Origin of the sequence: Acinetobacter sp. YH01021 (assembly GCF_013420255.1) — a bacterium.
GTDB lineage: Bacteria > Pseudomonadota > Gammaproteobacteria > Pseudomonadales > Moraxellaceae > Acinetobacter.
The window spans coordinates 207,981-230,207 of the sequence record NZ_VOYO01000003.1 but is presented as its reverse complement, the minus strand read 5'-3'; the positions used below and the strand labels follow the sequence as shown (position 1 = coordinate 230,207).

Here is a 22,227-nt window from a genome sequence, read left to right as displayed (position 1 = left end):
TGTATACTGTACAAAATAGTTTAGGAATTTCACGGTGCGTTTGTCTGATTTAAAAGCAAAACAAATTGCCATCATTCGAAAAGTGAGTCGAACAGCTGATGGTGAAAGTGCTCTACACGATGTCGTTGCGAGTCGTTTGGAAACTTTAGGCTTTGTACCAGGTACAAAGGTACAGGTCATTACTAAAGGTATTTTTGGTGGAGATCCCATTTTGATTCAAGTTGGATTCACACGTTTTGCTTTGCGTAAATCAGAAGCAGCCAAAATTGAAATCGAACAGGCGGTGTCGGCATGAGTGATACATTACGTATTGCCCTTGTCGGTAACCCTAACTGCGGTAAAACTTCATTATTCAACCATTTAACCGGAACGCGCCAAAAAGTCGGTAACTATGCGGGTGTGACGGTTGAACGTAAAGTCGGTACGTTTCAGCTTGCCTCAGGCAAAGCGGTACGGGTACTGGATTTGCCGGGAACCTATAGTCTGGATGCAACCAGTCCGGATGAAGAAATCACCCGCAACGTCGTACAAGGTAAAATTGCGGAAGAGCAGGAGCAGGATGCATTTTTATGTGTGGTAGATGCCACCAATCTGAAACTGCATCTGGGTCTGGTGCTGGAAATGATTGCACTGGGTCGTCCGGTGCTGGTTGTGCTGAACATGATGGATGAAGCACGCCGTCGTGGCATGCAGATCAATACCCAGAAGCTGTCTGAGCGACTGGGCGTACCTGTGGTAGAAACGGTGGCTGTGCGCAATTCAGGGATTGAAAACCTGAAAAATGCGCTAGATCAGGGCAAGTATTCTGTACCGCAGACCGAACTCAGTGGCTTGAAAGGTGAAAGTCACCAGCGCGTGGAAAATATTCTGAATGACGTCGTCAATTTCGTCCATCAGGAAGATAAACGTACCGATTTCCTCGACAAGATTTTTCTGCATCCGGTATTGGGCTTACTCAGCCTAGCTGTAATGATGTTCGTGATTTTCCAGGCGGTATTTGCCTGGGCTGCGCCGTTTATGGATGGGATTGAAACCTTCTTCGGCTGGCTGGGTGAGTTCCTCGGCGAATATATTTCGCACCCATTACTGAATAGTCTGGTGGTAGATGGGATTATTGCCGGTGCAGGCGGAGTAGTCGTATTCCTGCCACAAATTCTGATTCTGTTCTTCTTTATTCTGGTACTGGAAGAATCGGGTTATTTACCGCGTGCAGCCTTCTTGCTCGATAAACTGATGTTTAAAGCCGGTTTATCAGGACGTGCCTTTATTCCGTTATTGTCCAGCTTTGCCTGTGCCATTCCCGGCATCATGGCATCGCGGACCATCAGTGATCCACGAGATCGTTTAACCACGATTTTTGTTGCACCTTTAATGACCTGTTCGGCGCGTTTGCCAGTTTATGCCTTGCTAATTGCGGCATTTGTACCCGCACAAACTGTCTGGGGTTTCCTGAATCTGCAAGGTCTGGTGCTCTTCGGTCTTTATATGGCAGGTATCGTAAGTGCCTTGCTGGTGTCTTTTGTGTTGAAATTCTTCCACAAAGATAAATCACAGCACATGCTGCTGATGGAACTGCCAAGCTACCGTTTTCCGGACTTGAAGAACGTTTGGATCGGCTTATTGGATCGCGGCAAAATCTTCTTGAAACGTGTCGGCGGCATCATCTTCGCCTTATCGATTGTGCTGTGGTTCCTGTGTACGTTCCCGCAGCCACCAGAAGGCGCAACCCTGCCGGCCATTGATTATTCATTGGCAGGGATGCTCGGTCATCTGATGCAACCGATCTTTGCACCCCTCGGTTTTAACTGGCAGATCTGTATTGCCCTGATTCCGGCGATGGCAGCGCGTGAAGTGGTCGTTGCAGCACTGGGCACAGTCTATGCGATGTCGGCAGTTGATGAAGATGCGATGTCTGAAGGTCTGGCTGCGCTGATCAGCGGTGGAGATGATCTGGGCTGGTCAGTTGCGACAGGTTTGTCTTTGCTGGTGTGGTTTATTTATGCACCACATTGTCTAGCGACTCTGGCAACGGTTAAACGTGAAACCGGTTCCTGGAAAACCGTCAGTATCATGACTGTTTACCTGTTTGGTCTGGCATATTTCATGTCATTCCTGACTTATCAAATTGCTTCATATTATTTGGGCTAAATCTCAGCTTGGCCTTGGCCAATTGAATTTGCTGCATTGTATATGTATGGGAGATTGAGATGATTGAAATTCTAATTGTGACAGCACTGGTGCTTTGGAGCATGCTGGTAGTATTCAGAAAGGTGTTTCCGAACACCTCTAACTCAGTCTTCCAGAAGCTGTCTGATGCCTGTGCAGCCAAGGGCTGGAAGCGTCTGGCCAAATGGCTGCAACCGAGTGTGGCTGCAGGCTGCGGTGGCAACTGTGCCTGTCCAGTTTCAGAAAAAAGTGTAGAAGAAAAGCCAGCCCAACAAGCGGTGAAATGGAAATAATTTCCTGTTCTGGCTCAATTTTAAAAACCGTCATGATCATGACGGTTTTTTTACGCATGGACACAAAAAAAATGTGCAGAAAGGCCAATCAGAAAAGGCATTCAAAACAGCAAAGTGCTACCATTTCGTCAGTTTCAAAATAGACCAAAATATGGGGCGAAAATGTTAATACAACGTGGTGGGTTAAAAGTCGTTGCAGGACTCGGAATATCAGGTGTTGCAGCAGTCAATTTCTTGCATAGTCAGGGCTACCGCGTTGCAGTAACAGATTCTAGAGCTAATCCGCCCGGACATGACCAGATTCCGGCTGAGGTTCAGACCAGTTTCGGTCAGTTTGATGCCGAGCTGTTGTTGTCTGCGGAAGAAATCGTGATCAGCCCAGGACTTGATCCTAAACTTCCTGAAATTCAGGCAGCCATCAACAAGGGCATTCCAGTAGTCAGTGAAATCCAGATTTTACGCCGTGCTACAGACAAGCCAATCGTAGCAATTACCGGTTCTAATGCCAAAAGTACCGTGACGACCTTGATTGGCTTGATGGCAGCGGATGCAGGTAAAAAAGTCGCTGTCGGTGGTAACTTAGGTCGTCCTGCGCTAGACCTGACTAAAGACGATCCTGAGCTGTATATACTCGAGCTGTCCAGTTTTCAGCTGGAAACCACCTCAAATCTGGCGGCTGAAGTCGCGGTGGTGTTGAACATGAGTGAAGATCATCTGGATCGTCATGGCGATATGATGGGTTATCACACGGCGAAACACCGGATTTTCCAGGGTGTAAAAAAAGTCGTCTATAACCGTGATGACTCTTTGACCCGTCCTCTGGTGCCAGACGTAACACCGATACAAAGCTTTGGTCTAAATGCACCGGATATGAACCAGTACGGTATTCTCAAGGATACCGATGGCAGTATTTGGCTGGCGCGTGGTCGTGAGCGTCTGCTGAAAAGTACCAAGATGTATATGCAGGGCACGCATAATGTTGCCAATGCCTTGGCCTGTCTGGCACTGGGTGAAGCGATTGGTTTGCCACTGGACAGCATGTTGGATACCTTGAAGACGTTTAAAGGTCTGGAACATCGCTGTGAATTCGTCAAGGAAGTACAGGGTGTACGCTATTATAACGACTCCAAAGGTACCAATATCGGCGCAACCTTGGCAGCACTGGACGGTCTGGGCATGGCCATTGAAGCCCAAGGCGGTAAAGTCGCGATTATTCTCGGTGGTCAGGGCAAAGGGCAGGACTTTAAAGCCTTGCGTGAATCATTAAGCAAATATGCCAAAGTAGCGGTATTAATCGGTGAAGATCGTCCCGTCATTGAAGCAGCGATTGCGGGTACCACTGAACTGATTCATGCGGACAGCTTGCAGCAGGCGGTAGAAATCTGCCAAAAGCACACTCAGGCACATGATGTCGTGCTATTGTCTCCTGCATGCGCAAGTTTTGATATGTTCTCGGGTTATCCTGAGCGTGGTCGCAAGTTTGTTGCGTATGTGAATGAACTCAATTAAGAATAACAAGGATTCGTGATATGGCTGGGTTTGCTCAGACTACGATCAATAAATTAAATCAATTTTATACGCAGTGGATACCTAGAATACCTGCTGAAGTGAATCCACGGAATGTATTGATTTTCTGTGTGTTGGCTTTGCTCTGCATTGGTTCGATCATGGTGGCATCGGCCTCGATGCCCTATGCAGAACGTATGCATGAAAATCCGTTTCACTATATTAGCCGACATGGGATTTCGATTTTTGTCGCTGCCGTAGCAGCTTTTCTGGCTTATAAAATCCCCTTAAAAGTCTGGTTTAATAACACTTTCTTTTTGTGGATTATTACCATCGTACTTTTGGTGGCCGTGCTATTTGTCGGGACGGAAGTCAATGGTTCCAAACGCTGGATTCGGATCGCAGGCTTTACCTTACAGGCTTCGGAAGTCGCCAAAGTGATGATGGCAATTTTTACTGCAGACTACGTGGTGCGCCGTGCGGAAGAAGTACGGAATAATATCAAGGGTCTGGTCCGTTTAAGTGCCATCATGGGTGCTACCGTCGGTTTGATTATTCTCGAGCCTGACTTGGGTGCAACCGTGGTAATTACCTTAACCATGCTTGGCGTGTTCTTTCTGGCGGGTGCGCCGTGGATTCAGTTCGGTGTGGCTTTTATGACCTTGGTCGGCGCATTTGCTGCCGCGATTCTGTTGGAACCGTATCGTCTGCAACGTCTGCTGTCTTTTTCGAATCCTTGGGAAGATCCCTTAGGCACCGGTTATCAGCTCTCTAATGCCCTTATGGCCTTTGGCCGTGGGGAATGGGCAGGGGTAGGCTTGGGGCATAGTATCCAGAAAATGTCTTATTTGCCTGAGGCGCATACCGATTTCATGCTGGCAATTTTGGGTGAAGAATTTGGCTTTTTAGGCATTTCAACCATCCTGATCTTGTCCTTCACCATGCTGGTTTGCTGTATCCGCATTGGACACCGCGCCTTGCAGCATCAATATTTGCGTGCCGGCTATCTGGCTTATGGCATCAGCATCATTTTCCTGTTACAGATTCTGGTGAATGCCGGTATGAATATGGGCATGTTGCCGACCAAGGGTTTGACCTTGCCATTTATTAGTTATGGCGGTTCATCCCTGATTATCTGTGCGGTCATGATCAGTCTGATTCTGAAAATTGATTCGACCACGCGTCAGGTCAATCCAAGCCGCGAAGAATCAAGCTTCTAGATTGGAGTTTCGTCCTGGCTCTGGCTGAGCATGGTCCAGTACCGTGCTCGGCATTGCGGTTCCACAATTGGAACAGGTCACAAAAGCAGATTTAGGCTTGGAAAGTGGAATCAAGGGTATAAAAAATAAAGAAAAATAATTACGCTGCTGTTTTAGCTCATAGCCCGAACGAGTACGGCAGATCGGACACAGAAACTGGCTTTTCTCAATGGTTTTGGTTTTAGGGCCGACGCCAAAAATAAAAAACATACTCTTCTTCCTATCAATTTTTCATTCTAGAAGTCTAGCTTAAGTGAAAAGCTGTTTTTATAAATAGTGACCTTGTAGCTCAGTTGTATGTGGAATCCGCTCAATGTCCCATTGTACTACCGCCTGTTGCAGCATCCGATCGAGAGTGTCCAAATCAACTTCAGCCTGATGCAAAGCCTGAAGTGCCTGTTTTAATAATTGGGGTGCCTGAGTTAAATCCAGTGCTTGGGCCAGATTCTGTTTTGACAGTTTTTGCCCCTGATCATTCATTGCCAGCGGTAGATGCATATAGCTCAGACGCGGATAACCGAGTAACTGTCCCAGATAGATTTGCCGTTCGGTATTATCTAAAAGATCAGCTCCACGTACCGCATGAGTCATACCTTGCAGATAGTCATCGACTACTACAGCCAGCTGGTAATTCATAATGCCGTCACGACGTTTTAAGACAAAATCGCCCAGATCTTTTTTCAGTTCTGAACAGTGCTGACCTTGCAGCCGGTCTTCAAAACAGATTTCAACATCTTCAACTTTTAAACGGATGGCCTGATGCTCAAAAGCCAGACCCAAGTCACGGCAGGTATCCTGATAGATATGATTGGAACCGAGCATTTTACGGGTACATTGACAGGCATAGACTAGGTCTTGCTGACGTAATTGCTGGATGACGTCTTCGTAAATATCTAAACGGTCTTTCTGGAAAATGATTTCGGCATCAGGTTCAAGCTGAAAGGCATCCATGGCACGCAGGATATGCTCTTCGCTGCCGGGATAAATGCGGGGAATATCGGTGTCTTCAATCCGGACCAGCCATTTACCATGATGGGCTTTGGCATCGCAGTAACTGGCAACAGCAGTAATGAGGGAGCCAAAATGCAAAGGGCCGGTTGGCGATGGCGCGAACCGGCCCACATAAGCCATCCTGTTGTCCCCCTCCTTTTTTAAAGGAGGGGTTAGGGGAGGATTATTTACAGACATACTTAACCGTTATTTTGCTTCTCTTTGATTTCTGCAAGGGTTTTGCAGTCAATACATAAAGTAGCCGTTGGACGTGCTTCTAAACGACGCAAGCCAATCTCGATACCACAAGTTTCACAGAAACCATAGTCATCATTCTGGATTGCTTCGATCGACTGTTCGATTTTACGAATCAGTTTACGTTCACGGTCACGGGTACGTAACTCAATCGCAAACTCTTCTTCCTGAGTGGCACGGTCATTCACATCTGGAAGAGCAGTATTTTCGTCTTGCATCGTATTCAGGGTACGATCCACTTCTGACATCAACTCAGCTTTCCAAGCCAGCAAGATTTGGCGGAAATGCTGAAGCTGACCTTCAGACATGTATTCTTCATTTTTTTTAGGTTGATAAGGTTCAATACCAAATAAGCTAGCAGTAGAACCACCGTCAGTCGTTTTAGGCTTAGATTTGCGTACGCGCTTTGCAGCTTTCTCTTCTACAACATCAGTTTGATTGTCTAAGACTTGATTTTGGTTGTCATTCGCCATTTAGGGCATTCCTCATCTATGCGTATGATTGCTACGCAAAAAATATGGTGATATGCAGTTTTTTATCCACCCTGTAGAAAGATTATCCTCCTATGGGGGCCGTCATCATATAGACTTTTTATGCTTATTGATAGTCTTTGATGTCTGGACTATGCATATCACATTTCCTTTGGTTGCAATAAAGTAATGCAAAAAAAACAAATTGAAAAGTTAATAACCTGAAATTTCGGTATTAATATTTTGCTGGCTCAATGCCACCCGTTCAATATAGGTATCAAACTCACCATTTTGTTGCAAATGTAATACACGATAACCTGGTGCCGCCTGATCTAGCGCGAAATCTTCACTTTTAGGTTTAAACTGCACACTGGTCGATGGCGTGGATAAAAAGTAGATACCATGCCATTCGTTACAGGAATCCTGATGCACATGACCAAATAGTACCAGTTTGATATTCTGATGCCGAGCCAGTACATCTTTCAGATCTTCAGCATTTTTCAGCCGGTGCTGATCAATCCAGTGCGATTTCATCGCAAAAGGATGATGATGGCAAGCCACAATGACATGCTGATGTTTAAATTCAAGCAATAATTGGTCCAATTGATCAAGTTGAGCTTGTTCCACCCAGCCATCGATCTTGCCTTGAACGGCACTATTTAACAGGATCATGGTCCAGGTGCCAAAATGAATGGCATGTACCTGATTCGCATTCTGGTGAAAAGGAAACACCTGAGAATCGTCATGGTTACCTGGAATCTGATAATACGGCACGTTTAAAGACTGAATATATTCTAGATAGCGCTGATAAGTCTGTTCGACCGGCACCTGTGCCAGATCACCGGTATGAATCAATGCATCCATTTGGGGAAAGCGCTGTTGGATCTGCTGCATTACCTCATGAAAACTCTGCTCGGGATTCATCCTGGCAAATTCCAGCTCTTCCCGATCCATCAAATGGGTATCAGAAATCTGGATAATGGTCCAATCCGGCTGTGTGCTTGTGCTTGACTGCTGAAAACTCATGTCTTTCCCCTTAGACATATTCCTGCAGTATGAATATGTTGTTGCAACCATTGTAAGGCCATAATGACAGGCGCATTTCTTAAGCGACCATTCGTGAGCAAGAACGGAATATCGGCATAATCCAGAATATGCAGCTGGATATTTTCCCCTTCATCCGGCATGCCAAAAACACCACCCTGTTCAGGTAATTCGGTCTGGGCCACATATAAATGAAATAATTCGGAACATGCTCCGGCGGAAGGATAGAAGCTGAAAATGTGCTGTAGCTCATCCAGGGTACAGCCTGATTCTTCAAGTGCCTCGCGGCGGATGCACGCTTCAGGCGCTTCATTGCCATCCAGAACGCCAGCAATCACTTCGAGTTGCCAAGGAGAATCGATATCGTCCAGTCCACCAATCCGGAACTGTTCAATCAGGCCGAATTTCTGCTGTTGATGGTTGTACATCAGCACACCCGCTGCTTCTGGCCGGTGAATCAGCTCACGTTGCAAAACAGGGGTTGAGCTTTCCTGATTAAATAAACGGTGTTTCAGGCTGACTTGTTCTACCTGAATAAATCCCCGGTACAAGAACTCACGTGCCTCTACGCTAAAGTCTTTTTTATTATAAGAGGCCTGTTTAATAATATTCATATGCTCAGATAGAATGAATTGATTTATTTTCATCCTATCTGAGTTTTTTTTGAAGACAACTGTTTTTTTTACAGTTTTATAGTTTGTGGTATAAATTTTGACCAGAGTTGTGGAAGCTGGCTTTCATCTGATTCATGCCGGCTTCAATTTCGGCCTGAGAGCTTGCCGGCTGATCAGGATTGGCCTGTTGACTGGCATAATCACGAACATTCTGGCTAATCTTCATTGAACAGAACTTTGGTCCGCACATGGAACAAAAGTGCGCGGATTTATGCGCGGCTTTCGGCATGGTTTCATCATGCATGCTGCGCGCCGTGTCCGGATCCAGACTCAAGTTAAACTGGTCTTCCCAGCGGAACTCAAAACGCGCCTTGGACAGGGCATTATCCCGGGCCTGTGCACCCGGATGACCTTTGGCCAGATCGGCTGCATGTGCGGCAATCTTGTAGGTAATAATGCCATCTTTGACATCTTTTTTATTTGGCAAGCCGAGATGCTCTTTCGGCGTCACATAACACAGCATTGCGGTACCATACCAGCCAATCATCGCAGCGCCGATGGCTGAAGTAATATGATCATAACCCGGTGCAATATCGGTGGTTAAAGGCCCCAAGGTATAAAAGGGTGCTTCTTTACAGACTTCGAGTTGCAGGTCCATATTTTCCTTGATCATATGCATCGGGACATGGCCCGGACCTTCAATCATCACCTGAACATCATGTTCCCAGGCGCGGTGGGTCAGTTCGCCCAAAGTTCGAAGTTCGGCAAACTGCGCTTCGTCATTGGCATCCTGCACACAGCCGGGACGCAGGCCATCGCCAAGACTGAAAGACACATCGTAGGCTTTCATGATCTCGCAGATTTCATCGAAATGGGTATACAGGAAGTTTTCCTGATGATGTGCCAGACACCACTGCGCCATGATCGAACCGCCACGCGATACGATACCGGTTAAGCGATTCGCCGTCAGTGGTACATATCTCAAAAGCACACCGGCATGAATGGTGAAATAGTCCACGCCTTGTTCAGCCTGTTCAATCAGGGTGTCTTTAAAGATCTCCCAAGTCAGGTCTTCAGCCACACCATTGACTTTTTCCAGTGCCTGATAGATTGGTACGGTTCCGATCGGCACTGGAGAATTCCGGATAATCCATTCCCGGGTTTCATGGATATTCTGTCCGGTCGACAGATCCATGATCGTGTCTGCACCCCAGCGCGTCGCCCAAGTCATTTTCGAGACTTCTTCTTCGATACTTGAACCGAGTGCAGAATTACCAATATTGGCATTGATTTTGACCAGAAAATTACGCCCGATGATCATCGGTTCCAGTTCCGGATGATTGATATTGGCCGGAATAATCGCGCGGCCGGCGGCGACTTCCTGACGCACAAATTCTGGCGTAATTTCAGTCAGGTTTTTTGCACCAAAATTCTGGCCCGGATGCTGGCGCATATCGACACCATCGAGTTGACGTAGGTTTTCACGAATGGCAATGTATTCCATTTCCGGTGTGATAATGCCTTGCTTGGCATAATGCATCTGGGTGATGTTGCGGCCGCATTTGGCTTTGCGTGGTTTTTGAATATGCGCGAAACGGATCGCGGCTGTGCGGATGTCGCGTAAACGCTGGCGGCCAAATTCAGAACTGAGCTGATCCAGAATTTCGCTATCGTTGCGCTGTTCAATCCAGCTTTCACGAACATTCGGCAGACCTTTGTTCAGGTCAATCGTCACGTTGGGGTCGGTATACACACCCGAAGTGTCATAGACCATCAAAGGTGGATTATGTTCGCCACCCAGACTGGTCGGGGTTTCACTTAAGGAAATTTCCCGCATGGGTACCTGAATATCAGGACGGGAACCTTGCAGATAGACTTTACGTGAAGCGGGCAGAATCCGTGTTAGATCACGGGCTTCCTGTTCATGAGCGGAGAGAGAAGTTTCAGAAGAAAGATTCGTTAACTGGTTCATGGCTATGATCCTTATGAATGACATCAACGAATCAAGCACGACCAAAAACGTAGGCAGATTTATCCTGAACAGATAAAGCAAGGGTTGAGTTTTTAGCTGGCTTGATTCCTACGCAGGTATTAACCTGATCAGGTTCAACGGTACTCATGCTCAATTCCTGATAACGACAAAAGGAATCACATGATCTCAGCGAGGATTTACTCGCGCTCCGTCAAGCGAGGCTAAAGCTTAGCTCAGTTTAGGCAGAATAAACAGGTTTAAATCTCTCAACTTTAAGCAAGGAGTGATTCAGACCTTGTCAAATGAACTAGATGCAGATGGCATCGGTAAAACAGTCTTTATCGTATTTTTGTGAGGGCGGACTGATCTGGGCATAGTACAGAATCTGTTCTGCTTCCGAGCGGTTTCTATAATCGGCAGGCAAGGCTTGCTGGCGCTGTTCCGGAGTCATGTCCAGAAATTCCAGAAATAAGCGTGCCTGTGTGGATAGTGTTGATTTCTGACCACTCGACATTCCAATAATAGTTTCCAGATGACTGGTATCGACCGCATAACGGTCGCGATAGTCTTCCGACACTGGTGATTGTTCGGTACCTCTAAACAGAAAATAGGTATATTGCTTCAGCAGATATTCGGCATCGCGGTTATAACTGCTATTCGGATAAGTCTTGAGATAGTCTTCCCAAAGCAGGCTGCGGGCTGCAATATCAGCGGCTTCAATCTGCAGGCGTTTTTCCACCAGTACTGGTTCCATATTCTGTTCCGCCAGATTTTCAATAAAGGCTTTTTCAGCGGCTGGTAAATAAGGGGCAAAAATACGCGCCAGATATTCCGGACTACGGCGATAATGTAAAGTACCATCCCCCAGATCCAGCAGTTCTACATAAGCCTGACCTTTGTGTTTTAACAGATACTGGTCACGTGAGGTGAGCTGTTGAAAATGCGCATGCTGAATGGTCGGATGCTGGGCCATTTCCAGTGCATATTGCTCAAAGGCGCGTTGCTGGAACTCGGTGCGATCCACCTTTAAAAAGCGCTGATACATTTCGGTAGAGCGCTGCATCAGGTACTTCTGCTCAGCCAAGTCCATCAACGGCAGGCACACTTTAAGATCTTGATTAATCTGCTCCAGCGCAAACGTCGTGCGCTGGTCATTAATCTGGGACATATTTTTTTCAATATTCTGGCACATGAGGCTAAAGTCACTGACTGGACTTTGCGTTTGCTTCGCCTCAGTCTGTTCGACCTGGATCTGTGGATCTGAGGGCTGTTGGCAGCCCCCAAGAAGCAGCACGCTACCAGCAAACAAACAGGCTTTGAATATCGACGGGAATGGCATTAACACTATGCTTCAGGACTCTGTATATATAGGTGAATTCAGAAAATAACGGCCTTACTGGGAGATATTGTATAGATCAAACTAAAATACTATGTTTAGTATTGTGAATTGCTTTGTTACATTGCCGGTATGGGAGCCAGAAAATTGAATTAATGATGGATAAAAATTGATCTTTATATTAAAAAATTAATAAAAATCATACGTAAAAATTCAAGAGATCTCTTTAGTATGGCTTAGCTTAAAGCGCCAGAATTTTTTGATCTGAATGGCTGTTAGGGGTTAACACTATAAAATGAAATTAAAACTCAGTGTCATGGCCGGTTTATTGCTATTAATTAGTCCGGCGATTTTTGCCCTGGATTTACAAGAAGCCTATGCACGCGCCCAGCAAAATGATCCAAATTGGCAGGCGAATGTGTTGCAGTACCAATCCGATCAGCTCAATCTGGGGATTGCCAGCGGAAATTTGCTGCCGACCGTGACTTTATCTGGGAATGTGACCCGTAAAAACCAGTCGACCGATACACCGGCCGATCCACAATTTGCCAGTTTGACTACCTCAAGTACTACAACCCGTCAGGTGGCAGTTACTGCACGTCAGCCTTTATTCCGCTGGGATGCCTGGCAAGGCTATAAGCAGGTCAAGACCTCGGTCGAACTGAGTGAAGTCAATCTGCGCTTGCAAAAACAGCAGCATATTTTACAGGTGGCCGAAGCCTATTTTAATGTCTTGCGTCAGCAGTCTTTGACTACGGCATATTTACAGGAAGAGCAGGCACTGTCTGAGCAGTTACGGATGATGAATGCTAAGCTCAAAGAAGGTCTGGTAGCGCGCAGTGAGGTCAGTGAAGCCAATGCCCAGTATCAGAGTGCCCAGGCCAACCGGATTTCGACCCAGGTTCAGCTGGTACTGGCCCAAGAACAGCTGGCACAGTTAATCGGCCCTTATCAGGAAAATCTGGCGGTATTACGCAACGATTTCCAGTTCCAGAAACCGGTTCCAAGTGATATGCAGTCCTGGACCGAATTGGCACAAAGCCAGAATCTGAATATTCTGCAAGCGCGTCTGCAAAAGCGCTATTCTGAAGATGCCAAACGGGTCGAGCAGGCTGCACTCTATCCGCAGGTCGAAGCGGTCGGAACCTATGGCTATTTAAAGCAAAGTCCGGCCACGATTATGTCCAGCAATGGAGATTTCGACCAGATAGGTGTGGAAGTGAACTGGAATGTATTTAGCGGTGGACGCACACAAAAAAGTATCCGTCAGGCCGGTGTCAATGTGCAAAAAAGTGAAGCGCAACTGGATGCGGCCATCCGCAAAGCCAATACCGATGTGAAACAGTCCTTTATGCAGGTAGAAACCGATCAGGCCAAACTCAATGCACGTAAAGCCGCGATGGACTCTTCGGAAATTGTCTCACAAGCGTCCAGAGCCCAATATCAGGAAGGCTTAAAAACCATGGTCGATGTGTTGCTGGCACAGCGTAATGCCTTTTCTGCCAAGACCGATTATTTGAATGCCAAATATGATTATCTGTTGCATGTGCTGCAATTGCAGGCCTCGGTCGGGCAGTTAACCGAAAAGGAACTGGCAGAGCTGAATGCCTGGCTGATTGAATATGATTCGCCTCAGCCTCTATGAGGCTACTATTGTCATCAAACTTTCATCATAGATATGCTTTAATATGATTTATTATTGATCATTGTCCTCTATCGTTCAGGAGTAGCTTTCCTTGTGTCCAAATAATCCTGTATTAAGTCATCACATTTCTTCGCAATTTAATGAAGAACTGCAGGACGTAAATACCAAATTCATGACGATGGGCGGACTGGTAGAACAGCAGGTAGCTAATGCCATTCATGCCCTATTGGACACAGATGTCTCAATGGCAGTAGATGTGCAGTTTCAAGATAATGTCGTCAATCAGATGGAACGAGATATTGATGAAGGGCTGACCCTGATTCTGGCGCGCCGTCATCCTGCCGCGATTGATTTACGTATGGTGCTTGCCATGTCCAAGGCCAATACCGATCTGGAACGGATTGGCGATGAAGCCTCGAAAATAGGCCGAATTGCACAAAGCTTATGTGAAGAGGGCGGCTCACCGCGCGGTTATATGGAAACCCGGCATATTGGCAACCAGGTGCGGGTGATGATTCATGATGCACTGGATGCTTTTGCGCGTCTGGATGTAGATCAAGCTTTGAAGGTCATGTTGGCAGATGCGGATATTGACCGTGAGTATCAATCAGCCACACGTACGCTTATGACTTATATGATTGAAGATCCGCGGCATATCAGTCGTGTCATCAATGTATTATGGGTGCTGCGTTCGCTAGAAAGAATTGGCGATCATGCCCGGAATATTTCGGAACAGGTGATCTATATGGTCAAAGGTTTTGATGTGCGTCATACCAGCGTTGAAGAAATTGAACAGAAAGTTCAGCGTTAAACGTTCCAGACTTAAATAAAAAAACCTCCAGCTCGGAGGTTTTTTATTGGGATAGAAAAGCTAACTATGAGTTTCTTCCTCAGCATCATCTTCAAAAGTTTTGGCAATTTTTTCAATATTCAGGCTTTTGGCCATCGCATCAAAGATTTCCTTATATACGCCTTGCTGATGATAAAGCTGGTCGTGTTCACCATGTTCGGCAATCGTTCCTTCTTTCATTACATAGGTATAATCCGCATCAATAATCTGCGACAGGCTATGCGAAATGATGATCACGGTACGGCCTTGCTTGATCTGGTCCAGACTTTGTTTGATCTGTTCCGTGGCAATTGCATCCAGACTCGCCGTCGGTTCATCCAGAAAAATGATCGGTGGATTTTTCAGGAACATCCGTGCCAAGGCAATCCGTTGCTGCTGGCCGCCAGACAGCATCAAGGCATCGCTGTCATAGCCATCCGGTAACTGTAAAATCTGCTCATGAATCGAGGCTTTTTCTGCCGCCTCAATTACATCTTCCATTGAGGCAGTAGTTTTGCCGTAACGGATATTGTCAAAGATGGTGCCCTGAAAAATATGGTTTTTTTGTAAGACCAGACCAATATGATCGCGTAGATATTGGGTGTCATAATCTTTCAGATTAATGCCATCCAGTTTGATCTGGCCTTGCTGCGGTTCATAAAATTTATCCAGCAGACTGATCAGGGTGGATTTTCCGGCACCCGATAAGCCCACCAAGGCGGTAATTTTATTGGGGCGAATTTCCATATCAATATCTTTCAGAGCATGGTGGCCGTTTGGATAATAAAAATTCACGCCACTGAGTTCAAACTTGCCTTGGACAACCGGTTTCTGCTGACCGCTTTGTTCAATTTCATCATCGGCTTCCAGAATCTTGAAAAAGCTTTCTGAATAGATCATGGCATCATTCACTTCATCATAAATCCGGTGCAGAGATCGGATCGGAGCAGAGACATTATTAAATAGCAGCACATGAAACATGATCATGCCGATACTCATCTGGCCATCCAGTACAAAGTAGGAGGTTAGAATAATGATCAGTACAATCCCAATCTGTTCCAGAAAAGTTTTCAGGCCATCAAACAGGAAACTGGTCTGGCGGGTTTTCATCTGATTGTCGGTCAGCTCACGCTGTAAACTGAGCTGCTTTTCCGATTCAATCGATTCGCGGTTAAAAGACTTGATCACGGTAATCGAGTTGATGATGCTGAGAATGCCTTGACTCTTTTTCTCCCGGCCATCGCGAAGACTGCGGCGCCAGCCTCCCAGTTTTTGCGCCTGTTTATAGGTCAGCCAGAAATAGATCGGAACAATGGCAGTCGCGACCAGACCGACATAAACATTGGCATAGTACATCAGCCCCAAAGCCACAATGGCACTGGTAAATAATGGTAAAATATCAATGAAAAAGATCTGTACCAGACGGGTCAGTGAGCCAATACCACGGTCAATCCGGGTCTGTAATTTACCGGCCTGATTATTTTCCTGATTAAAAAATTCCAAACGATATTTTAAAAATTTTTCAATAATCCCTTGGGCTAGGTCCTGAGAGACAAAGATCCGCAGTTTCTCTCCATAGAACTTCTGCCCGAACTGGACAAAGGCATTAATAATTTCTTTGCCGAGCAAAATTGCCGAAATCGTGATCAGAATATGCCAGCCTTGCTCCAATCCTTGACCGGCTTCGAGTAGCGAATTGATGCTGTCGACCGCATATTGCAAGGTAATGGCATTGACCTGTGCGGTGAATGAGCCAATCAGGGTCAGAATCAGCGTGGCAATCACCAGCAACCGGTAAGGCTGAACAAAGGGACGAAGTTTCTGAAACAGCTGCCATAAGTTCATAAAAGGATTATTTTTATTGTGAAAGTTGAATTCAGTCTAGGCAGGAATCATGCCAGCCACAAGCATAAATGTTGTAGTCATTTGTGAAGAGCAGTTGTAATCCTTTAGGTCGAATGTCAGTATTTTCATGTGGATACTGGATCTGATGGATATGACTTTCGATTTATTTGCACCCCAGCCGCAAGCCAATGTATTACCTTTTGATGGGGTAGTGGAAGATTATGGCCTGATTTTGGATGAGAGACAAAGCCAGCAGTATCTACAGCATTTTCTCAGTCAGCTGGCCTGGCAACATGATGAAGTGCATTTATTTGGCAAGCACCATGTCACAGGTCGCCAGGTGGTCTGGTATGGCGATGAACATTATCAGTATCATTATTCTGGTACGCTCAAACAAGCTCAGGTATGGACACCCGGATTATTCCGTTTAAAGCAGCATATTGAAATTCTGGTCGGTCATCCCTTTAATTCCTGTTTGGCCAATTTGTATGAAGATGGTTCTCAAGGCTTGGGCTGGCATAGTGATGATGAGCCGGCTTTATATACAGGTACTTCTCGGGAAAATGTCATTGCTTCTCTGAGTCTGGGAGCCACCCGAAAAATGAGCTTTAAGCATAAAACCCACAACGATAAAGTCGATGTGCTGTTACACAGTGGACAGTTGATTGTGATGCGTGGCGCGACACAGCAACACTGGAAGCACAGTATCAGCAAAACCAGCAAAGTTTTAACGCCGAGAATTAATCTGACTTTTCGTTATTTTTATCCTTAAGAAGCATTTTTGAGCATAAAAAAGCACCCTGAAGGATGCTGATTTAAAAAATTTTCAAGACAGATTAAGGCGTGATCCCGGCAGGATGACGATACCAGCTTTCAATCAACAAGGCAGCCGCAATGCTGTCGGCAGAGAGTTTTTTGCCGCGACCTTGAGCCTGATAATGATCCAGCTCATCGCGTGCTTCACGGGTGGTCAGACGTTCATCTACCATCCAGGTTTCAATATTGGTCTGATGACGTAAACGGCGGGCAAATTTTCGCGCCCGTGTCGACAGCTCGGATTCACTATCATCCATGTTCAATGGCAAACCGACCAGAAATAAATTCGGTTGATGGCTTTTCACGATTTTGAGCAGTTCATCCCAGTTGGGGATACCATCTTTCATGGGAAATAAGGGCAGGGGATTGGCACTTGCAATCAGGGATTGTCCAACTGACATTCCCATTTTTTGTGTACCAAAATCAAACGCCATAATGGTTTGTGGCACGTTTACATCAGGCATGTCCAATCTCGGAAGATAACCAGTTGCGGTCTACACCCATTTTTTTATAGGCAGCGTCCCAACGGTCGTTATAAGGGAGGTTAAAAATCAGATCCATATCGGAATCACAAATCAGCCAGTCACCACGGGCAATTTCCTGTTCCAGCTGGTGTTTGCCCCAACTGGCATAACCGAGGGCAATCTGATAGCGACCGACCCCTTCATTATGCGCAATGGCATCCAGAATATCTTTGGAAGTGGTAATGCATACATTTTCACCTACGGCGATGGAGGAATGCCAGGTCGGCTGACCAGTATGCAAGACAAAACCGGCCTCAGGGCGTAAAGGGCCGCCTTGTAATACTTCATGCGGATTGACATTGTCTGCTTCAATATCAAGATCATTCAGCAATTCTTTAATTTGAATGCCGGCAGGTCGATTGATAATGATGCCTTGGGCACCATCTTCATCATGACGCGCGAGATAAATGACCGTCTGTGCAAAAAAATCATCATTCGCATGCGGTGGTGCAATCAGACAACGATGTGTCAGAAACTGTTTGGTCACCTGAGCAGTTCTCCCAAAGTCAGTATGCTATGCAGTCTGAAAAAGTGAAGCATGGCCTACGGGCCTAATTGTAATCACTCAAACAGCGGCTTTCTTCCTGCTAGTTATCCCATAAAATGCTTAGGCTGACAACTTGGATATGGGGTAAATCAGGCATGAACAGGTTAAGGCCGGTTTTAAAATTCCTTTTAAAAAGACCTTCAGTGATTTTATTTAAATGATGGGAGGTAGTTTTAAGCGTTTTTTATTTATGCTAAAACAGCCAGATAAACCGAGTAAAAACTTACTTAAATTTTAATAAAAAATATTAAATATATTGTGGTGGAATGAATTAAATAATAACAATAGATCATTCATGGTTAAAAGTAGACTATATATAGTTTCTTGCTTTTAAATAGAATTTATCTGAAAACTAAAGGCAAGTTATTACAATCTCAGCTCATTAATTAAGCTCTAACTATATTTCGATACATAGTTTCTAGTGATTAAAAAATGGTCAATATTAGATAACAAACTATAATATTTGTTTATTTATGTAATAAATTTGCGATATATTGTACATAATATTTCAATTATTATACAAAATATACATATTGAAACCATATTGCTTTGTTCGTAGAATGCAGAAATTTTCATCTTTAATTTATTTTTTTAATGGGGTTGTTATGCATCATATTTTAAAAGGGACTTTAATTTCTGCGCTATTTTCTGTGTCGGTCACTTCACAGGCAGCAGTATTTAGTAGTTATAATGAAGAAGGTAGTTTTTTCCGTAGTCATTTGAATAGCGCTTTATCTGAAAACCTCATTACTCAGTTTAAGGACAAAGCTGATTCAAAGGATGGAGTTTTATATTTACTTGAACAAGCCCGCTTATTACAAGTTAACCATCAATATGAAGAAAGCCGAGATTATTATAAGCAAGCCTTTACGCTGTTAGAAAAACAAAAAAATCGGGCCAAAATTAGTGTGTCCCGAATGGGGTTTAAGGCTCTTGCCATGGTCAGCAATGACTCTGTAGTGCCTTATCTGGTACCAGCACATGAGCAGGTGCTGGCGCATATTTCCCAAGCTAAAAACTATATTTTCTTAAAGGATCTGGAAGCTGCTGCGGTAGAAATGCGCGTGGCTCAGGGCCTCCAGCGTGAAATCGAATTGTTGCACCAAAAAGAACTAGAAAAGAAAAAAGACAAAGTAGCTAAAAACACGGAAGCAGAGAAGAATCTAAGTGTGCTGGATGAAGCTTTTGTCGGTCTGGACCCCATAGCCGGCAAGATTAAGAACAGCTATCAGAATGCCTACGCTTTTTATATGGCAGCCAATTTATGGGAAACCTTGGGTGAATACAATGATGCCTTGGTTGATTATAAGAAAGCTTATGAGTTACAACCAGATAAGCAAATTTCCGAAGACGTGAAACGTCTGGATCAACTGGTCACACAGCATAAGAAGGGTAGTGTTCCGGTGATTGTATTTATCGAACAGGGAATTGTACCGCAAAAGGTGGAAAATAAAATTGATGTCCCTACACCGGGCGGTTTAATCAATATTGCTTTTGCGACCTATGAACCAAGTACCTATGTGATACCAACTAGCCTGAAAGTGAAAGTCAATAATAAAGCTTTACAAGACAGTTATGTGATTAGTGATATTGGTGCTTTGGCCGTCAAGGACCTCAAAGAAAAAATTATGGCGAATGTGAGCAGTCAGGTGCTGCGCGCCACTGCAAAATATGCCGCACAAAAAGAACTTGGTAACCAGTTTGGTGTGTTTGGTCAACTTGCCGGTAACGTCTTAAATATGGCGACTGAGCGTGCTGACTTGCGTGGCTGGAGTACCTTGCCGAGTAATGCCCAGATTGCGCGCTTAAATTTAACGCCGGGCAAACATAATTTACAACTTTCTAGCGGGAGTGTATCTAGCTCTCCGGTCACCCTAGATGTGAAAGCCAATCAAACAGTGTTTGTCTATGCCCATCATGTTAATGACAAAATTACGGCTAGTGTAAGCACCATTCCACATTAATCATAAATAAGGGAACAATATGAAACGTCAATTTAGCTTTGCTGTACTTGGTTTAGGGGCGCTGTTCATGGTGGGTTGTACCGCACCGAATGCCTTATCTACCCAAACCAATGCCAATAATGAAATGAGTATCCGCACCATTACCAATAATCCGGTATTAACTACGGAAGTCTTTGTGGAACGTGTGAATATGAGCTTGGTTGGTGATTTAAAGCGTGCTTCAATCGCGATCAAAAACCGCCGTTTTAACAATAAAGATTTTAGCTACAAGATTGTTTGGGTGGATGCACAAGGTGTGGAAGTTAATCCTGAAGGTGCCATCTGGAAGCCGATCCAGTTAACCGGACGTGAAACCAAAGGTGTGCAGTCCTTGGCGCCAAATCCATCTGCTGTTGATGTTGTTGTGTATTTGAAAAAATAAGAGAGACTTGAAATGAACGCAAAATTGATTTTCGCCGCATTGGCAACTACGACACTGCTTAGTGGCTGTGCCTCTACTGGTTCAGTAAGTTATGGTGATGCCCAAGCAGTCGAAACCTTAACCACAGACTTTGGTTCAACTGACTTGCAAATGATTGCAGCCAAAATGGTGGATGACATGTTGATGTTCCCGCCAGTGGTGCAAATGACCCAAAACCGCCGTCCGGTCATTGTCCTTGATCGGATTCATAACAAAACCCAGGAACATATCGATACCGAATCGATTACTGACAGTATTCAGAACAAACTAATCAATTCTGGAAAATTTCGTTTTGTTGATATGAAATCGGTGAATGCGGTGGCACAGCAGCTAGCTTATCAAAAGCAAAGCGGTATGGTGAACCAGTCAACAGCAGTACGTGCCGGTGGTCATATTGGTGCCGAATTTATGCTAAATGGCAACTTGTCGAGTATTGTGAAGAATGCCGGTGGCAAGAGTGATGTGTATTACAAGTTCACTTTTAAATTGCAAAACCTGCAAACTGGTATCGTAGAGTGGACTGGCGAGAAAGAAATCCGTAAGGCAGGCAAACGCTCGACTTTTGGTCTGTAATTTCAATGAAGGTCACTGTGCTTTTGGCACAGTGACTGTAGAAGAATATAATATGAAAAAAATATTACTTGCAGGCCTGTTGTCTGGATTGTTGAGCGCTCCGGCCTTTGCAGCCATTAAAGAAGTGGTTAAAGAAGCCAGTGGAAGTGGTCCAACTCAACACCAGGCGATTTCTGAAGCCTTATTAATTGCTGTGCAATCGGTAAATGGTGCTTCAGTTTCTTCCCAAATGAATTATGAAGAGACTGTTTCTGTATCGGTGAATAATCAGGGCTGGAGTTATAACGGTAAAGTTTCACCAGTTTTTAGTGTGGCAAATCAAGGTTCAGGTTCAGTGACCAAGTTTCAGGTGCTGAGTGTGACGGGTGCAAAAAATAATTACCGTGCCAAAGTTCGCGCACATGTGGTGAAGTTTGAATCGACTGTACAAGACCAGCATTTGCGCAGGATTGCAGTATTGCCATTCCAGATGGCCGAGAAAAATAACCGACTGGCCAATGACACATCTGCCTATGAGTTTAGTCAGGAATTATCCGATACTTTAGGAAATTATCTGGCTCAAAGCGGACAGTTGAGTGTGGTAGATCGTCATTATCTGGATGAAATGCAGTCTGAAAATGCATTCCTGTATTGGGATGGTGCACCGCATGAGCTGGCGCGTATCGGTCAGAAAGTTGGAGCAGACTATTTACTGGTGGGACGAATTAATGATCTGTCTAGTGCCAGCCATCAGCAAATGTATGGTTTGAATGCCGGCGCTGAACAAGTGCGTTTAAGCTGGCGTGTCATTGAAGCCAATACCAGTAAAGTGGTAGCAGCGGGCACTTTCAATCGAACTCTGTCTAATTTAATGACACAGAATATTCTGACCAATAGTTTAAATGACAGTACGGCGGATAAAATTGCTCAGGGCTTAAACCCGGAAATTTTACAGGGCTTAAAATTACAGCCTGTACAGTCTCAGACTGGTCAATCTTATGATTCATCACCGGGCTATGAAATGACGCCAGGTTCAAGCGATCAACCTGTAAAATGGTAAGTTAATATTAGTTCGAATGATTTTTAACACATAAAAAATCTCTGACCTAAATGCAGGGATTTTTTATGTGTCGCTTTACA

The 22,227-nt window shown here is 45.0% G+C and carries 22 protein-coding genes and 1 riboswitch; of the genes, 12 read left to right on the top strand and 10 right to left on the bottom strand.

Annotated features, from left to right (window positions below):
* Positions 1–34: 34 nt before the first annotated feature.
* The 5 genes from FTT86_RS04370 to ftsW all read left to right on the top strand — a co-directional run bounded on the left by FTT86_RS04370 (position 35) and on the right by ftsW (position 5,185).
* Complete coding sequence (locus FTT86_RS04370) at positions 35–295, top strand: FeoA family protein (protein ID WP_005101473.1); 261 nt, start codon at positions 35–37, stop codon at positions 293–295.
* A complete protein-coding gene (locus FTT86_RS04365; RefSeq protein WP_180180660.1) occupies positions 292–2,148 on the top strand; it encodes a ferrous iron transporter B in 1,857 nt (618 codons plus the stop codon). Before FTT86_RS04370 ends, FTT86_RS04365 begins: the two co-directional genes overlap by 4 nt.
* A 59-nt stretch (positions 2,149–2,207) precedes the next feature.
* Entirely contained in the window at positions 2,208–2,459 is a 252-nt protein-coding gene (locus FTT86_RS04360) for a DUF6587 family protein (RefSeq protein WP_180180659.1), read from the top strand.
* Between the two features lie 162 nt (positions 2,460–2,621).
* Positions 2,622–3,968 carry a UDP-N-acetylmuramoyl-L-alanine--D-glutamate ligase gene (gene murD / locus FTT86_RS04355; RefSeq protein ID WP_180180658.1) on the top strand — a complete coding sequence of 449 codons (1,347 nt, stop codon included), beginning with the start codon at positions 2,622–2,624 and terminating at the stop codon, positions 3,966–3,968.
* A gap of 20 nt (positions 3,969–3,988) precedes the next feature.
* On the top strand, positions 3,989–5,185 hold the full coding sequence (gene ftsW, locus FTT86_RS04350; protein WP_004281069.1) for a putative lipid II flippase FtsW: 1,197 nt from the start codon (positions 3,989–3,991) through the stop codon (positions 5,183–5,185).
* Here ftsW and FTT86_RS04345 read toward each other — a convergent pair.
* From FTT86_RS04345 to FTT86_RS04315, 7 genes are all read right to left on the bottom strand, one after another.
* A complete protein-coding gene (locus FTT86_RS04345; protein WP_180180657.1) occupies positions 5,174–5,434 on the bottom strand; it encodes a zinc ribbon domain-containing protein in 261 nt (86 codons plus the stop codon). The two genes, ftsW and FTT86_RS04345, sit on opposite strands and share 12 nt — an antisense overlap.
* Positions 5,435–5,491: 57 nt before the next feature.
* On the bottom strand, positions 5,492–6,412 hold the full coding sequence (gene gluQRS / locus FTT86_RS04340) for a tRNA glutamyl-Q(34) synthetase GluQRS (protein WP_257229621.1): 921 nt from the start codon (positions 6,410–6,412) through the stop codon (positions 5,492–5,494).
* A 2-nt stretch (positions 6,413–6,414) separates the two neighbouring features.
* Complete coding sequence (dksA, locus tag FTT86_RS04335) at positions 6,415–6,942, bottom strand: RNA polymerase-binding protein DksA (protein WP_004281072.1); 528 nt, start codon at positions 6,940–6,942, stop codon at positions 6,415–6,417.
* Between the two features lie 210 nt (positions 6,943–7,152).
* A complete protein-coding gene (cpdA, locus tag FTT86_RS04330; protein WP_180180655.1) occupies positions 7,153–7,965 on the bottom strand; it encodes a 3',5'-cyclic-AMP phosphodiesterase in 813 nt (270 codons plus the stop codon).
* Entirely contained in the window at positions 7,962–8,597 is a 636-nt protein-coding gene (locus FTT86_RS04325) for an NUDIX domain-containing protein (protein WP_180180654.1), read from the bottom strand. The genes cpdA and FTT86_RS04325 overlap by 4 nt, the downstream gene beginning before the upstream one ends.
* Positions 8,598–8,673: 76 nt before the next feature.
* A complete protein-coding gene (gene thiC, locus FTT86_RS04320) occupies positions 8,674–10,569 on the bottom strand; it encodes a phosphomethylpyrimidine synthase ThiC (protein WP_168730890.1) in 1,896 nt (631 codons plus the stop codon).
* A gap of 88 nt (positions 10,570–10,657) precedes the next feature.
* Positions 10,658–10,790: riboswitch (TPP riboswitch) on the bottom strand.
* 86 nt (positions 10,791–10,876) lie between these two features.
* Positions 10,877–11,908, bottom strand: coding sequence for a hypothetical protein (locus FTT86_RS04315; protein WP_180180653.1), 1,032 nt, complete (start codon positions 11,906–11,908; stop codon positions 10,877–10,879).
* A gap of 292 nt (positions 11,909–12,200) precedes the next feature.
* Between FTT86_RS04315 and FTT86_RS04310 the strand changes: the two genes are divergently transcribed.
* The gene (locus FTT86_RS04310) at positions 12,201–13,550 is read left to right on the top strand and encodes a TolC family outer membrane protein (RefSeq protein ID WP_180180652.1); all 1,350 of its coding nucleotides are present in this window, start codon (positions 12,201–12,203) and stop codon (positions 13,548–13,550) included.
* Positions 13,551–13,641: 91 nt separating this feature from the next.
* On the top strand, positions 13,642–14,361 hold the full coding sequence (gene phoU / locus FTT86_RS04305; protein ID WP_180180651.1) for a phosphate signaling complex protein PhoU: 720 nt from the start codon (positions 13,642–13,644) through the stop codon (positions 14,359–14,361).
* Positions 14,362–14,421: 60 nt separating this feature from the next.
* Here phoU and FTT86_RS04300 read toward each other — a convergent pair whose 3' ends face one another.
* Complete coding sequence (locus FTT86_RS04300; protein ID WP_180180650.1) at positions 14,422–16,224, bottom strand: ABC transporter ATP-binding protein; 1,803 nt, start codon at positions 16,222–16,224, stop codon at positions 14,422–14,424.
* A gap of 151 nt (positions 16,225–16,375) precedes the next feature.
* On the opposite strand from FTT86_RS04300, the gene FTT86_RS04295 reads away from it, so the two are divergent.
* On the top strand, positions 16,376–16,996 hold the full coding sequence (locus FTT86_RS04295; protein WP_005108472.1) for an alpha-ketoglutarate-dependent dioxygenase AlkB: 621 nt from the start codon (positions 16,376–16,378) through the stop codon (positions 16,994–16,996).
* Positions 16,997–17,060: 64 nt separating this feature from the next.
* Here the strand turns inward: FTT86_RS04295 and ruvX are convergent, their stop codons facing one another.
* Complete coding sequence (gene ruvX / locus FTT86_RS04290) at positions 17,061–17,504, bottom strand: Holliday junction resolvase RuvX (protein WP_148334353.1); 444 nt, start codon at positions 17,502–17,504, stop codon at positions 17,061–17,063.
* Positions 17,497–18,051, bottom strand: a complete 555-nt coding sequence (locus tag FTT86_RS04285; RefSeq protein ID WP_004281085.1) for a YqgE/AlgH family protein — start codon at positions 18,049–18,051, stop codon at positions 17,497–17,499. The genes ruvX and FTT86_RS04285 overlap by 8 nt, the downstream gene beginning before the upstream one ends.
* Before the next feature lie 665 nt (positions 18,052–18,716).
* Here FTT86_RS04285 and FTT86_RS04280 point away from each other — a divergent pair.
* Genes FTT86_RS04280 through FTT86_RS04265 form a run of 4 tightly spaced genes read left to right on the top strand, consistent with a single transcriptional unit; the run spans position 18,717 to position 22,147 of the window.
* A complete protein-coding gene (locus FTT86_RS04280; protein WP_034438391.1) occupies positions 18,717–20,075 on the top strand; it encodes a COG3014 family protein in 1,359 nt (452 codons plus the stop codon).
* A gap of 19 nt (positions 20,076–20,094) precedes the next feature.
* On the top strand, positions 20,095–20,496 hold the full coding sequence (locus FTT86_RS04275; RefSeq protein WP_005248406.1) for a YcfL family protein: 402 nt from the start codon (positions 20,095–20,097) through the stop codon (positions 20,494–20,496).
* A gap of 12 nt (positions 20,497–20,508) precedes the next feature.
* Positions 20,509–21,108: a penicillin-binding protein activator LpoB gene (gene lpoB / locus FTT86_RS04270; protein ID WP_005108476.1), complete on the top strand. Its 600-nt coding sequence runs from the start codon at positions 20,509–20,511 to the stop codon at positions 21,106–21,108.
* A gap of 52 nt (positions 21,109–21,160) precedes the next feature.
* Positions 21,161–22,147: a CsgG/HfaB family protein gene (locus FTT86_RS04265; RefSeq protein ID WP_005108477.1), complete on the top strand. Its 987-nt coding sequence runs from the start codon at positions 21,161–21,163 to the stop codon at positions 22,145–22,147.
* Positions 22,148–22,227: the final 80 nt, after the last annotated feature.